At 56.1% G+C, this 14,412-nt stretch carries 10 protein-coding genes and 1 rRNA gene; 3 read left to right on the top strand and 8 right to left on the bottom strand.

The window, feature by feature from the left end:
• Nucleotides 1-49: 49 nt before the first annotated feature.
• Nucleotides 50-1,090, top strand: a complete 1,041-nt coding sequence (gene yhjD / locus WFM46_RS04400) for an inner membrane protein YhjD (protein WP_442913444.1) — start codon at nt 50-52, stop codon at nt 1,088-1,090.
• Between the two features lie 272 nt (nt 1,091-1,362).
• Nucleotides 1,363-2,685: an MFS transporter gene (locus tag WFM46_RS04395; protein ID WP_103177399.1), complete on the top strand. Its 1,323-nt coding sequence runs from the start codon at nt 1,363-1,365 to the stop codon at nt 2,683-2,685.
• Between the two features lie 68 nt (nt 2,686-2,753).
• On the opposite strand, the gene WFM46_RS04390 is transcribed toward WFM46_RS04395, so the two are convergent.
• Both WFM46_RS04390 and pdeH read right to left on the bottom strand, forming a co-directional pair.
• On the bottom strand, nt 2,754-4,793 hold the full coding sequence (locus WFM46_RS04390; RefSeq protein WP_156655344.1) for an AsmA family protein: 2,040 nt from the start codon (nt 4,791-4,793) through the stop codon (nt 2,754-2,756).
• Between the two features lie 121 nt (nt 4,794-4,914).
• Nucleotides 4,915-5,685 (bottom strand): cyclic-guanylate-specific phosphodiesterase, encoded by a 771-nt coding sequence (pdeH, locus tag WFM46_RS04385; protein ID WP_103177401.1) that lies wholly within the window; start codon nt 5,683-5,685, stop codon nt 4,915-4,917.
• A gap of 232 nt (nt 5,686-5,917) precedes the next feature.
• Here pdeH and WFM46_RS04380 point away from each other — a divergent pair, with 232 nt between their 5' ends.
• On the top strand, nt 5,918-6,847 hold the full coding sequence (locus WFM46_RS04380) for a sugar kinase (protein WP_103824715.1): 930 nt from the start codon (nt 5,918-5,920) through the stop codon (nt 6,845-6,847).
• A 45-nt stretch (nt 6,848-6,892) separates the two neighbouring features.
• Here the strand turns inward: WFM46_RS04380 and WFM46_RS04375 are convergent, their stop codons facing one another.
• The 6 genes from WFM46_RS04375 to rrf all read right to left on the bottom strand — a co-directional run.
• Complete coding sequence (locus tag WFM46_RS04375) at nt 6,893-8,320, bottom strand: M16 family metallopeptidase (RefSeq protein ID WP_442913443.1); 1,428 nt, start codon at nt 8,318-8,320, stop codon at nt 6,893-6,895.
• Between the two features lie 225 nt (nt 8,321-8,545).
• Nucleotides 8,546-9,832, bottom strand: coding sequence for a C4-dicarboxylate transporter DctC (dctA, locus tag WFM46_RS04370; protein ID WP_180209457.1), 1,287 nt, complete (start codon nt 9,830-9,832; stop codon nt 8,546-8,548).
• Nucleotides 9,833-9,990: 158 nt separating this feature from the next.
• Nucleotides 9,991-11,997 (bottom strand): biofilm formation regulator HmsP, encoded by a 2,007-nt coding sequence (hmsP, locus tag WFM46_RS04365; RefSeq protein ID WP_336997128.1) that lies wholly within the window; start codon nt 11,995-11,997, stop codon nt 9,991-9,993.
• 186 nt (nt 11,998-12,183) lie between these two features.
• Nucleotides 12,184-13,146: a bifunctional biotin--[acetyl-CoA-carboxylase] ligase/biotin operon repressor BirA gene (birA, locus tag WFM46_RS04360; protein ID WP_336997127.1), complete on the bottom strand. Its 963-nt coding sequence runs from the start codon at nt 13,144-13,146 to the stop codon at nt 12,184-12,186.
• On the bottom strand, nt 13,143-14,171 hold the full coding sequence (murB, locus tag WFM46_RS04355) for a UDP-N-acetylmuramate dehydrogenase (protein WP_336997126.1): 1,029 nt from the start codon (nt 14,169-14,171) through the stop codon (nt 13,143-13,145). Before murB ends, birA begins: the two co-directional genes overlap by 4 nt.
• Before the next feature lie 137 nt (nt 14,172-14,308).
• Nucleotides 14,309-14,412 (bottom strand): 5S ribosomal RNA (gene rrf / locus WFM46_RS04350); the annotation flags it as partial.

Genomic DNA, 14,412 nt, shown 5'->3' with positions numbered 1-14,412 from the left:
AGGCTATAATTGCAATGAACTCTCGCTAACGATAAGGAAAACGTGACTGATGCCGGATAGCAGCCAGCAACGTCCCACCCAGGATCTGGACTACGAGCCGATTAAGAAACTGGAAAATAGCCCGCCCCCGGCGCCAGATGAACCCAAAATTACCGCCGAGCGCAAAAGGGGTAGCCTGCTCGACAAGGCGAAAGATCTCACCCAGCTGTTCCATCAGCGGCCAATGATTGCTCACCTGCTGCTCGCCGCCGAGCGTTTTAACGATCGGTTGGGCAACCAGTTTGGCGCCGCAATCACCTACTTCTCCTTCCTGTCGATGATCCCCATCCTGATGCTCTCCTTTGCGGCAGCGGGGTTTGTGCTGGTGTCGCACCCGACGCTGTTGCAGGACATCTTCAGCAAAATCCTGCAAAACGTCAGCGATCCGACGCTGGCCTCGACCCTGAAAAGCACCATCAACACCGCCGTCCAGCAACGTACTACTGTCGGGATAGTCGGTTTGTTTGTGGCGCTCTACTCCGGCATCAACTGGATGGGCAACCTGCGTGAAGCGATCCGCGCCCAGTCGCGCGACGTCTGGGAGCGTAAGCCGCAGGACCAGGAGAAAATCTGGATTAAGTATTTCCGCGACTTCGTCTCGCTGATCGGGCTGCTGGTGGCGCTGGTTATCACCCTCTCCATCACTTCCGCGGCAGGCTCGGCGCAGCAGATGATCATCTCCGCGCTCTATCTCGACACCATCGAGTGGCTGAAGCCGGTCTGGCATCTGGTGGGGTTAGGGATCTCGATGCTGGCGAACTACCTGCTCTTCTTCTGGATTTTCTGGCGCCTGCCGCGTCATCGCCCTCGCCGTAAGGCGCTGATCCGCGGCACGTTCATTGCCGCTATCGGCTTTGAGGTCATTAAAATCGTGATGACCTACACCCTGCCGTCGCTGGTGACCTCCCCGTCCGGGGCGGCATTCGGCTCCGTGCTGGGGTTGCTGGCCTTCTTCTATTTCTTCGCCAGACTGACCCTCTTCTGCGCGGCATGGATCGCCACCGCCGAGTACCCGGATGACCGGCGAATGCCCGGTAAAAGCCACCGTTAATTCCCCTATCGGGCTGAATAAGAATGAAATATATCAGCCCGATTCATCATTTCAGCATATAAATCCAGCCTGTAACTTTTATTTAACCGAAAACCAGTTATATATTCCAACTTTTTATTTCTGTGAAGCATTTCATAGATGTGATTCTTCTGGTCCGAAAATTATCCGCTTTTTGCTCTCTTTTTCACCGGCCGCTGCGTTTGTTACAGATTGAAATATCGCTTTTGCTGTGCGTAATATGGCCTTTCGTTCGCCAAAAATAAGAAAAGTTTATGCAAGCCACAGCCACAACACTCAATTCAGAGCAGGAAAACGCCCCGGTTAACTCGCGCAATAAAGTCGTCGTCGCGTCACTGATTGGCACCGCCATCGAATTCTTCGACTTCTATATTTACGCCACCGCTGCGGTTATCGTTTTCCCGCATATCTTCTTCCCGCAGGGCGACCCGACGGCGGCCACGCTACAGTCGCTGGCAACCTTCGCCATCGCCTTTGTTGCGCGCCCTATCGGCTCGGCCCTGTTCGGTCACTTCGGCGATCGCGTCGGGCGTAAGGTAACCCTGGTTGCTTCGCTGCTGACCATGGGGATCTCCACCGTTGCCATCGGCCTGCTGCCGACCTATGAAACCATCGGGATTCTGGCCCCGCTGCTTCTGGCGCTGGCCCGTTTTGGCCAGGGTCTGGGACTGGGCGGGGAATGGGGCGGCGCGGCGCTGCTGGCCACCGAAAATGCCCCGCCACGCAAACGTGCGCTGTATGGATCCTTCCCACAGTTGGGCGCGCCGATTGGCTTCTTCTTTGCCAACGGCACCTTCCTGCTGCTCTCCTGGCTGCTGACTGACGAGCAGTTCATGACCTGGGGCTGGCGTATTCCGTTTATCTTCTCGGCGGTGCTGGTGCTGATTGGCCTCTATGTGCGCGTCTCCCTGCACGAGACCCCGGTGTTTGCCAAAGTGGCCGCCGCGAAAAAACAGGTAAAAATCCCGCTGGGCACGCTGCTGACCAAACACGTTCGCGTGACCGTGCTCGGCACCTTCATCATGCTGGCGACCTACACGCTGTTCTATATCATGACCGTCTATTCCATGACCTTCAGCACCACGCCTGCGCCGGTGGGCCTGGGCCTGCCGCGTAACGAAGTGCTCTGGATGCTGATGATGGCGGTTATCGGTTTTGGCGTGATGGTGCCGATTGCGGGCCTGCTGGCCGACCGTTTTGGCCGTCGCCCGAGCATGATTGTGATCACTTCGCTGATTATTCTGTTTGCGCTGTTCGTCTTCCCGCCGCTGCTCGGTTCCGGTAATCCGGCGCTGGTGATGGCGTATCTGCTGATTGGCCTGAGCCTGATGGGGCTGACATTCGGTCCGATGGGCGCGCTGCTGCCAGAGCTCTTCCCGACCGAAGTGCGTTACACGGGCGCCTCCTTCTCCTATAACGTCTCTTCGATTCTGGGTGCGTCCGTGGCGCCGTATATCGCTACCTGGTTACAGGCGAATTACGGTCTGCAATACGTAGGGATCTACCTGGCGGCGATGGCGGCACTGACGCTGATTGCGCTGCTGCTGACTCACGAGACTCGCCATCAGTCATTGTGATCCTTAATGCCGGGTGGCGCTGCGCTTACCCGGCCTACATTCTCCTGTAGGCCGGGCAAAGCCTCCCACTATTTCTTCATCTGCGACAGAATGGTTTGACACTGATTGGCCTGCCCCTCAGACGGCGAGATGAGCGCCAGCAGCGCTGCAGCAGGGGTAACCAGGGTCGCCAGCGCAGCGGCCACCGCACCACGAGCAATTAACGGCCCCGCCTTCACCCCCGCATCCGGATCTTTAAAGCTACCACGCACGTACAGCGGCGAGCGCAGCGTCACGATGCGAATGCCTTTACTTTCCGGGTTGATGGTGAGATCCAGCTGTTCCGAGGCCATACTGGCGGTGCCGGTGACGTTGATCACCGCGTTTTCAGTATCGAAGGCGAAAATCTGCGGCCGTGCGACGCCGTTGACCAGGTCAATATTGGCCGCTGCGCAGTTTACCCGCACCTCGTCGTCGCCAAAGATCTGGCCGACGATGAAGTTCCCGACGTTCAGACCCAGAATTTCCATCAGGTTACGGCTCACCAGCCCGTCGTTCATCAGCAGCTTCAGATTGCCGTTACCGTTCCCCAGCAGGGCCGCAACAGAGTTGCCGGTACCGCGAATTTTGGCATCGCCATTCATCTCCCCCAGGGTTTTCTGCATCAGCTCCACATCCGGCATCAGCTCCTTCAGCTTCAGCCGTCGCGCCTGAATATCGGCCTGGCCCCGCATCGGATTTTTATCGCCTTCAAGATGGATATTTGAGGAGATGGTGCCGCCAGCCAGACCAAACTTCAGCGGCTCCAGACGCAGGTCGGCGTTTTTCAGGAGGATATGGGTAGAAAGATTACTGATAGGCAGACTGCTGCCATGCTCGATCCGCCGCCCTTTGAAGCGCACGTCCGCATCCATTACGTCCCACTTATCTGTTTCGAAGCGATCGTTCGGCAGCACTTTGCCGGACGGCGGCGCCTGCTTGCGCACCTCCTCCGCTTTGGTGCCTTTACCGGAGTCGACGCCAATCAGCGGCCCGAGGTCCGCCAGCCGCAGCTGACGCGACTCCACATCACCTTCCAGCTTCGGCCGCGGTTTGCCGGTGGTGTAGGTCAGCGAACCGTGGATATCGCTGTCACCGATCCGGCCATTAAAGTTGCGGTAATCGTAGACCGAGGCCTCTTCCGAATTGATCTTCGCCACCAGCCGACCATCGGTTTCAAACGGCGGCGTATCAGGCAGCAATACGCCGGTCAGCTCATAAAGTTCGCCCAGCGAATCCCCGGCGAATTTCAGCTTCAGATCGACGCCGCCCATCTTCATTGGGTCGTTCACCGTACCGACAAAAGCCACCCGGGTATTGCCGGAGCGGAAGTCAGCCTGCACCGGGAAGGGGGTGCCTTCGCTGCGCAGCGCCAGCATACCGCCAATTTTACCGGTGCCGCGCAGCGGCTGATCGTTGTAGCGCCCTTCCGCCTTCAGGCCAAAGACGTAATCGCCGACCTTATCCTTTTTGCCTTTATCGCCAGTCACTTCGCTGAAGGGTACCGGCTTGCCCAGCGGATCGACGAAGATCTCCATCTGTGCTTTGCTGACCGCGTCGTTCACGTCGATCCGCCCACGATCGAACAGAATATTATCGAGGCGGAAAGACCAGGACGAAGGCTGGGCATCAGGATCTTTTTCTTTATCATCGCCTGCCAGATCGAAGGTCCAGTTATTGGTCTTCTCCGACAGGCGGATCAGCCGGGCATCTGGCTGTTGCAGTTTGATCCACGGCAGATAGACCGTTTTGGTAAGCAGCGCCAGCGGCGCAAGGGTGGCCTCCACGCGCGGGAGATGCACCATGGTGATTTCAGGAATGTCCGGCGGGTTGCCGAGAATAACGTCGTTAGCATGAACGTGCGGCCAGGGTATCCAGCTGCGCCAGCCCGTTTCGCCCTTCTGCCGCTCCCATACCACGCCCAAGTCCCCGCGAATAGCGAAAGGACGGTTAAGTTCGGTCGAGACTTTCTGGTTGATGGTCGGTTTGAGGCGGTTCCAGTCAAATGTCGCGATCACGACAATCAGCACCACAATCAGCAACAAGAAGACTCCCCCTGTCCAGGTGATAATCTTCGCTGTTTTTGTCATCCCATACTCCCTTTCAGTAATCACTTGCCTTTCATGAATATAGTCCAGGCATGCGGAAAGGGGGCGGCAGCGTCCGGTAATAACGCGTTAACCACGCGCTATTACGGGAAGCTGCTGAGTTTTACAGGGTGATGATTACGTTGTCGAGCGTCTCCATCGACACCGGGCGGGAGAGGAAATAGCCTTGGGCGGCAGCGGCGGGTGAGTTCTGTACATCGCGCCACTCTTCCAGCGTCTCGACGCCTTCGACGATAACCCCCTGGCAGTAGCGGTTCATCAGTTGCAGCAGAAGCGTGAACAGATTGCGCCCTTCCGGCGTCTGGCGCAGCATAATGAACAGATCGCGCGCCACTTTGATGTAGTCGTAACGCACTTCGCTCAGGGCGGAGAAGTTCGCCATACCGGTGCCAAAGTCGTCCAGCCACAGCGGGCCAAACTCACACATGGTGGCAAACGAGGAGTCCTGTGGCAGACGAACGTGCTCCACCAGCTCAAAGCGCAGCCACGGCAGCCGCTGGATCAGCTTCTGCAGGCTCTCATCCTGCCGCACCGCCAGCAGAGTTGGGCCATCGACGTTAACCGAAGCCAGAATGTTGTTGTCGGCGAAAAAGTTTTGTCTCACCGCCAGCATGGCGAGCTGCTCCTCCAGGATATCCAGACGATGACGCACGGGGACTTCCGCGAAGTAGCGATCCGGTGCAATCCGCTGTGCCGGGTTTGAAGGATGGGTCACGACGGTCAGGATCTCAATCGCCATCAGCTTACCGTCGGTGCGGTAGATCGGCTGATAAGTATAAGCGCGCTCACATTGCAGCCAGTAGCGGTGTTCCTGTAAGTTCTCAATACTCGCTTCAGGGATGCTCAGCAGCTGGATGTCCTGCCTTAACTTCATTTCAGATGTCCTGTTGAATGGGAAAGAGCCTGTCGGGACTGGTCAAAGGATTATCGGCTCCTGGTAAGAGAACTTTATGTCCGGTTGCGGACGAAAATGAAAATCTGAGATATCAAACCCGTCAGGAACTTGTCCGAGTTCAAAAAAATAATGGAACGTCGTTTTAATACAGTTGACCGCTTCCGGCCTCCAGCGCAAACTAACCGCAGTTTAATTATCCAGGTTCACGACTATGTCCAAAAAAATTGCCGTGATCGGCGAATGTATGATCGAACTCTCCCAGAAAGGCGCGGAAGTCAGCCGCGGCTTTGGTGGCGACACCTTAAATACCTCCGTATATATTGCTCGTCAGGTCGATGCTGACGCGCTGGCGGTAAACTATGTTACGGCGCTGGGCACCGACAATTTCAGCCAGCAGATGCTGGACGCATGGCAGAGTGAAAATGTCGACACCTCCCTGACCCAGCGGATGGAAAACCGCCTGCCGGGCCTCTATTACATCGAGACCGACAGCACCGGCGAGCGCACCTTCTATTACTGGCGTAACGAAGCTGCCGCCAAATTCTGGCTGGAGAGCGACAGCGCGGCGCAGATCTGCGAAACGCTGGCCCATTTCGACTACCTCTATCTGAGCGGCATCAGCCTTGCGATCCTCAGCCAGAGCAGCCGTGAAAAACTGCTCTCCCTGCTGCGCGAATGCCGCGCCAACGGCGGGAAGGTGATTTTCGACAACAACTACCGTCCACGCCTGTGGGCCAGCCGCGAAGAGACGCAGCAGGTCTATAGCCAGATGCTGGAATGCACCGATATCGCTTTCTTAACCCTCGACGACGAAGATGCGCTGTGGGGCGAGAAGCCGGTTGATGAGGTGATTGCGCGTACGCAGGCCGCCGGTGTCAGCGAAGTGGTAATTAAGCGCGGGGCAGATTCGTGCCTGGTGGCGATCGCCGGAGAAGCGGTTATCGAAGTACCTGCGGTGAAGCTGGCGAAAGAGAAAGTGATTGATACGACCGCGGCGGGTGACTCCTTCAGCGCCGGCTATCTGGCGGTGCGTCTGACGGGCGGTACGCCGGAAGCGGCAGCGCAGCGCGGCCACCTGACCGCCAGCACGGTGATCCAGTATCGCGGCGCCATCATTCCACGCGAAGCGATGCCTGCTTAAGGGCTGTATCCATTAAAAAAGGCAACTTACGTTGCCTTTTTCCTTTTACTGCGCGGGTGCCATAATGTCGTTCCACGTCGCCTGCAGCTCCTTCATATCATATTCAGGTTCACCTTTCGGCTGCATTAAAATTAGCGACATATCCTGAGAAAGCTGCTGACGCAGATCCTGGCTCAACATATCCGCGGTCAGGCTGTTAAGGAAATCCTGACGCAGCTTCTGATACTGTTCCGGCGCGATATCCACCACCTGATTTTGCAGGGAGCGAATACGCTGGCTGATCAGGATATCGGTATCGGTACGGGCATAGGTGGCGAACAGTTTTTGCAGCTCAATATTTTTCTGCGCCACCAGCGCGTTGAACTCCTCTTCGCTCAGGCCGTTATCACGTACTTTCGCCAGCTCTTTTGCCACTATCGCCATATTGGCGTTCAGCTTGTCGCCCGGCGACTCAACATTAATGGCGCACTGGGCGCGTTGGAACAGCACCCGGCAATCAAAGCCCAGACCAATATCTTTGGCGTTGTTCTTACTCAGGGTTTGCTGAACATGCCAGAACAGCGCTTCACGGGCTAAATCGGCGCGCCAGTAGCGCAGCAGCGCGGCAGATTCACGAATCGGCTGCCACGGGCTGTCCCACATGATGGAGAGACGATCCTGGCGCACGGCATCGGTCATGATGCTCACCGGCTCTGCGCGCAGAGGTGAAAGCGTTGGCACCGGCGCTGGCGTGTTACGTTTGCCTTTCAGCTCGCCGAAGGTTTTGCCAATCTGCTCAATCACCGCGCGGCTATCAATGTTACCGACCACAATCAGGGTCATGGCATCCGGGGTATACCAGGTCTGGTAGAACGACTTCACCTGTTCAATATCAACCGGTTGCTTTAGCGGCTCTGCCGGATCGTGGCCCAGCAGCGCCGAACCTTTCAGACGATAGCGCCACCAGCCCTCTTTGGTATCCGCAGGCCAGGTCGCCACCATGTCGCTGTTGCTCAGGGCGTAATTCACCGTCTCAGGGGTAATGGACACGTTACCGGCGGTATCTGACAGCCAGGTCAGCGCCTCTTTAAGCAGATCGTTGCGGTTGTTTGGCAGGCTGAGGTTAAACATGGTGTAGTCGTAGGAGACGACAGCAGGCGGCAGCGGGCGTTTCGGATCGATACCCTGTTGCCACAGTGAACGGGCCTGTACAGCCTGAAGGCTACCGCTTTGGGTCAGAGCCAGACGGGGCAGGAAATGACTGAAACCGCTCTGTTGCGTACTCTCGGTCAGGGAGCCGGTATTGACGGAAAGGCGGATTTCAATGCGGTCGCTGGGGCGCTGTGGGGTGGCTAAAACTTGCCACTGAAAACCGTTAGACAGCGTTCCCTGTTGCCAGGCCGGGTCCGGCTGGAGCGCGTCAGCCTGCACGTAACTGGCTGCTGCCATCATGAGCAAACCGCCGGTTAAGAGTCGAATTTTTGTGCCCTGCATGTGAACCCCTGATCAACATTCCTGGTAACAAAGAGTGCCACACGCCCTGTCGCACTCTAAATATGATGTACAAAACACTCCGATTAGACCGCGCATGAAACGAAACGTCACGGCATGAAGTGAAATTTACCCGAAATAAATCTTATCGAATTATGACAAGTATGCTGGGCCATTATGCGCAGGAGCCCGCACCCCGACAAGGGAATGCGGGCCTGAGGGAAGATTTTAGGAGGACAAACCGTGTGTTTTGCCGTCTGGCGCACGATTATTCAGCGTATCGTCGAGCTTTTTGTGGTCCAGCTCTTTTACCCACTTCGCCACGACTACTGTTGCCACGCCGTTACCGACCAGGTTGGTCAGCGCACGGGCTTCAGACATAAAGCGGTCGATACCGAGGATCAACGCCAGGCCGGCCACCGGCAGATGTCCCACCGCGGAGATGGTTGCCGCCAGGACGATAAATCCGCTCCCCGTGACCCCAGCCGCTCCTTTTGAGGAGAGCAGCAGCACAACCAGCAGCGTAATTTGATGGAAGATATCCATATGGCTGTTAGTGGCCTGGGCGATGAACACCGCCGCCATCGTCAGGTAGATCGATGTCCCATCCAGGTTAAAGGAGTAGCCGGTGGGGATCACCAGCCCGACGACCGATTTACGGCAGCCCAGCTTCTCCATCTTATCAAGCATGCGCGGCAGCGCCGATTCGGATGAGGAGGTGCCCAGCACAATCAGCAGCTCTTCACGGATGTAGCGAATGAACTTGAAGATGCTGAAGCCGGTCGCGCGGGCGATGCTGCCCAGCACCACCACCACAAACAGAATACAGGTGATATAGAAGCAGATGATCAGCTGGCCTAACTGCACGAGGGTACCGACACCATATTTACCGATGGTGAAGGCCATTGCCCCGAAGGCGCCAATGGGTGCCAGACGCATAATCATGTTGATAATGCCGAAAATCACCTGCGAGAAGCTTTCAATAACGTTAAAAATCAGCTGACCTTTGCTGCCGAGGCGATGCAGGGCAAAACCAAACATCACGGCGAACAGCAGCACCTGCAGAATATTCCCGCTGGCGAAGGCGCCAATTACGCTGCCGGGGATCACATCCAGCAGGAAGGCGACCACACCCTGATCTTTCGCCTGCTCGGCATAGACCGCCACCGCTTTCGCATCCAGCGTCGAGGGGTCAACGTTCATGCCCGCGCCGGGCTGCACGACGTTAACAATCACCAGACCAATGATCAGCGCGAGGGTACTGACGACTTCGAAATAGAGCAGCGCCACCGCACCCGTACGGCCAACGGCTTTCATGCTTTCCATGCCTGCGATACCGGTCACGACGGTGCAGAAAATAACCGGCGCGATCACCATCTTAATCAGCTTAACGAAAGCATCGCCAAGCGGTTTCATCTGGGCGCCTAATTCAGGGTAGTAATGACCAAGCAGAATACCAATGGCAATGGCGGTTAATACCTGAAAGTAAAGACTTTTGAAGAGAGAGGTTTTCATAAGATGTCCTTGGGAAGAAAAGCCGCAGGAAATGTAGGGTTACCCGTTACCTGCGGCCTTAAAATACCACCCATAAATCAGGACAGATAGAAGTTCAGGCTGAAATTGAAACGCAAATGTTAAGAAATTTGAGCTGACTCGCACAATCCAGCAACATTTCAGTCATCAGCGCTATTGGCATTGTGTTTAAGATAGCGACTCTCAAAAATATCGCCAGGAACGGCTTTATCGAACAGATATCCTTGCCCGCACTCTACCCCGGCATCGGCCAGCCAATGACGCTGGGCTTCGGTTTCGATCCCTTCGGCAATAATGCTCAGCTTCAGGCTACGCGCCAGCTGGATAATCGCCTCGACCATGCTGCTGTCTTCCGGCAGCCCCTCCACAAACGCCTTATCAATCTTCAGTACGTCTACCGGCAGGGTTTTCATATGTTGCAGTTGGCGCAGACCAGCGTATCCCATGCCAAAATCGTCCAGCGCGATGCGCACCCCGGCATTCCGCAGCGGGCGGAGTATCGCTACCGCTTCGTTAGGATCGTCAATCCGGCGGCTCTCGGTCACTTCCAGAATGAGGGTATCCGGCTTAATCCGATAGCGGAGAATCATCGCCAGCAGGTCCGGAACCATGTTGGGGTGCATTAGCTGTAGCGCCGACAGGTTAACCGATAGCGGCATCATCACCCCACGCGACTGCCAGGCTGACAGCAGACGACAGGACTCTTCCAGTACCCAGTGACCCACCGTCACAATCAGGCCGCAATTTTCAATACGGTCGATCAGCCCTTCCGGAAGCGCCCAACTGCCGTCGGGCTGACACATCCGCAACAGCGCTTCGGCGCTATGGACCTCACCGGTACGCAGATCGACCTGCGGCTGTAGCCAGATGGCAAAATTGTTGCTGTCCAGCGCGGTCAGAATATCGTTCTCTTCTGAGAGCCGCTGCTGCGCTTTCTCCATCTGCTCGGGCTCAAAGAACTGAATCTGATTCTTACCCTTCTGCCGGGCGGTAAACGCGGCGGAAAATGCCCGGCGGTAAAGTTGCTCTGCGGTCAGGTTACCGTAAAACATGGCGATACCAATACTGGCGCTCGGGCGCAGCTGGATCCCCTGAACCGGCAACCGCTCATTGATAACAGTAAGCACTTGCTGACCTAATGTGATGGCATGCCACGGCTCCTTGACGCCATTAGCGATAATCACGAAGTCGTAGCCGCTTACCTGCGTCAGTACCATCCGCGGCGCAAGCACGGATTTCAGCTTTTCGACCAGCGTCAGCAAGACCATCTCTCGCTGGCTCTCTTTCAGCACGCCGGCGGTATCCTGCAATGTTTCACAGGCCACCACTATCAGCGCCATGGTCTGCTGCCGCTTCACCGCCTGCTCCAGCATCACCATCAAAAATGCCTTGTTGGGCAGTTCCGACACCGGAAAACGGGTGGCATTGTGGTTGAGCTCATCATGCTGGCGCAGCATACGCTGCTGGTTGAGGTTGTAGCTGCGGACCAGCATGCCAATTTCGTCGTCGTGATGCAGGCGCGGCAGGGCAAGCTGGTGCCCCATCTGTTGCTGCGGCGAGAGGGTATCCAGCTCCCGGGCAATGCGACGCAGCGGATGGACGATGAGACGGTTTATGCACCAGGTCAGCGCCACGGTAAGCATCAGCGTCAATAATAAGTAAGTGGTTACCAACGTTGAGATCCAACTGATGACAAATTTGTACATTCGCCAGGAGTCAGACTGTAGCACCAGATAGGCCAGCGGCTGCGGGTTCGCCGGACGCTGTAGCGAATAGACCGGAAGGGAGATCTGCACCGGCATTTCAAACAGCCGCTTCATCATCACCGGTACCGGATGCTCCGGGATAAAGTTCATGCGTAGCGCCTGAAACTGATTCGGCAGCACAACATCCGCCTGGCTGACGACCCCTGCCGGCTTGATGCTTTTGATAATGGACTCCGCCTGAGGAATATCACCCTTCAGAATAGCGGCAGAGAGAGGCTCACGGATTGAGCGGGCGATGCTCTCGAGTTGCGTAGCCGTGTTGTAGCGATTTTGCTGAATGGCATGAAACAGCAAAATAACGCAAAAGACGAAAACAAACACCATGGTGACGGCAGTGACCATCGCCATTTGTTTGATAGTTAAAGAGCGGCTGACACGCAAAATGGATCTCCAGAAACGCGAAAGGCAGGTTAATCAACTGTTACCCTGCTGCTTTCAGAGTATACCTTATCGGGAACTGTTTAAGAGAGTGTAACCAGGCGTTTAGGGATTATTCTGGTTGCCGCTTCGCACGGGGGGTGGCGGCGGTATAGCTGAAGAACCGGGGAGCCCGCGGCTCCCCGCAATTTATTCGGCGCTGCGCAGTGAAATCTCGCCGCCGACCCATGGTTTAATCACGCCATCCTGCTCCAGTAACAGCGCGCCCTGCTCGTTGATACCGCGCGACGTGCCGTAGATCTCTTTGTCGCCGATAATCAGCTTCACCGCACGGTGAGCAAAGTTATCCAGCTTTTCCCAGCGGGGCAGGAACGGGGCTAAACCTTCCTGTTCGAAGATTTTCAGCGAGTGGCGTAGCTCGTTAATCACCTGCACGGCAAGGACATTGCGATCGATGGCGATCCCTGCTTCCTGCAGGTTGATCCAGCCCTGATTAATATCTTCGGCCTGTACATTGCGCATCACCAGATTTATCCCCGCACCCATTACGATCTGCGCGGCATCACCGGTTTTCCCGGTCAGTTCTACCAGAATACCAGCCAGTTTGCGATCGTTCAGATAGAGATCGTTTGGCCACTTCACGCGCACTTTGTCGGCACCCAGCGACTGCAACACTTCTGCCAGCACAATGCCAATCACCAGACTGAGGCCGATGGCGGCGGCGGGACCTTGTTCCAGACGCCAGTACATGGAGAGATAAAGATTGGCGCCAAAAGGCGAAAACCATTTACGTCCCCGGCGGCCACGACCCGCCTGTTGGTATTCTGCCACGCAGCAGTCGCCGGACTGTAGCGTGTCAAGTCGGTCGAGCAGATACTGGTTGGTAGAGTCAATCACCGGCAGAACGGCAACGCTGCTGTCGGTGATCTGACTGCTGATAAAGGCTTCGTCCAGGAGCTGAACCGGCTCCGGCAGACTGTAGCCTTTGCCCGGCACGGTAAAGACATCCACTCCCCAGTCACGCAGGGTCTGAATATGTTTATTGATGGCGGCGCGGCTCATTCCCAGCTGTTCGCCCAGCTGTTCACCGGAATGGAAATCGCCATCAGCCAGAACAGAGATAAGCTTCAGGGGAACGGTATGATCCTTCATGCAATGGCCTCCACCGCATTAACTTCACCGTGATGGCCGATAAAGCGCACCTCCGGCTCCAGCCAGACATCAAATTTTTCACCCACATGCTGGCGCACCTGATGGGCCAGCTGCACGACATCACGGCTGGTCGCATTGTTTTCGTTGATAAGCACCAGGGCCTGCTGACGATGTACCGCTGCGCCGCCACAGGTTGTGCCTTTAAGCTGACACTGATCGATCAGCCAGCCCGCAGCCAGCTTAACGCTGCCATCTGCCTGCGGATAGTGTGGCGCCTGCGGCCACTGGGCGAGTAAGGTTTCGGCTTTTTCACCGGAGATAACCGGATTTTTGAAGAAGCTTCCGGCGTTACCGTTCACTTTCGGATCGGGCAATTTACTCATTCGCATATGGCAAACCGCGTCGAAAATCTCTTTTGCAGTGACCGTGGCAGGATCCAGACGAGTGAGATCGCCGTAGGTAAGGACAGGCTGCCAGTTTTTGGTCAGGCGCAGACCAACCGCAACGATGACATATTTATCCTGATACTCATGTTTGAAAATGCTGTCGCGATAGCCAAAGCGGCACTGTTCCGCACTTAAACGCAGCGGATTACCCGTTGCCAGCTCGATACAGTCGACATAATCACAAACATGTTTGAGTTCGATGCCATAGGCACCGATATTCTGAATAGGAGATGAACCCGCACAGCCAGGGATTAGCGCCAGGTTTTCCAGCCCCGGCATATTATTTTCAAGGGTAAACTGCACCAGGCGATGCCAGTTCTCCCCGGCTCCCACGTGCAAACGCCAGCAATCCTGCGCCTCTTCAACTTTAATCCCGCTGATGCGGTTAACGATCACTGTACCAGAAAAGTCTTCCAGAAAGAGAACGTTACTGCCTTCGCCCAGAATAAGAACAGGGAGGTTGTGTTGCGTGGCGTGATTCCATGCGGCCAGCAGTTGCTGCGCATCGTCGGCCCGCACGATCTGTCGGGCATTTCGGTCAATACCGAAGGTGTTCCAGGGCTTAAGGGAGTGATTCATAGACGCTATCCAGATGCAAAAACCGGGATAGTTTACCGTATATGGAATCGGTTAGGGGGATAACTTTAAAGACGGGATAGAATGCGCAGAAACGCAAAAAGCCCATCCGTGAGGATGGGCTTTCGGCCTGATTTGATGCCTGGCAGTTCCCTACTCTCGCATGGGGAGACCCCACACTACCATCGGCGCTACGGCGTTTCACTTCTGAGTTCGGCATGGGGTCAGGTGGGACCACCGCGCT

It is taken from the genome of Leclercia sp. M50 (assembly GCF_037150775.1).
Classification (GTDB): Bacteria; Pseudomonadota; Gammaproteobacteria; order Enterobacterales; family Enterobacteriaceae; genus Enterobacter.
This window is presented reverse-complemented; position numbering and strand designations above follow the sequence as displayed.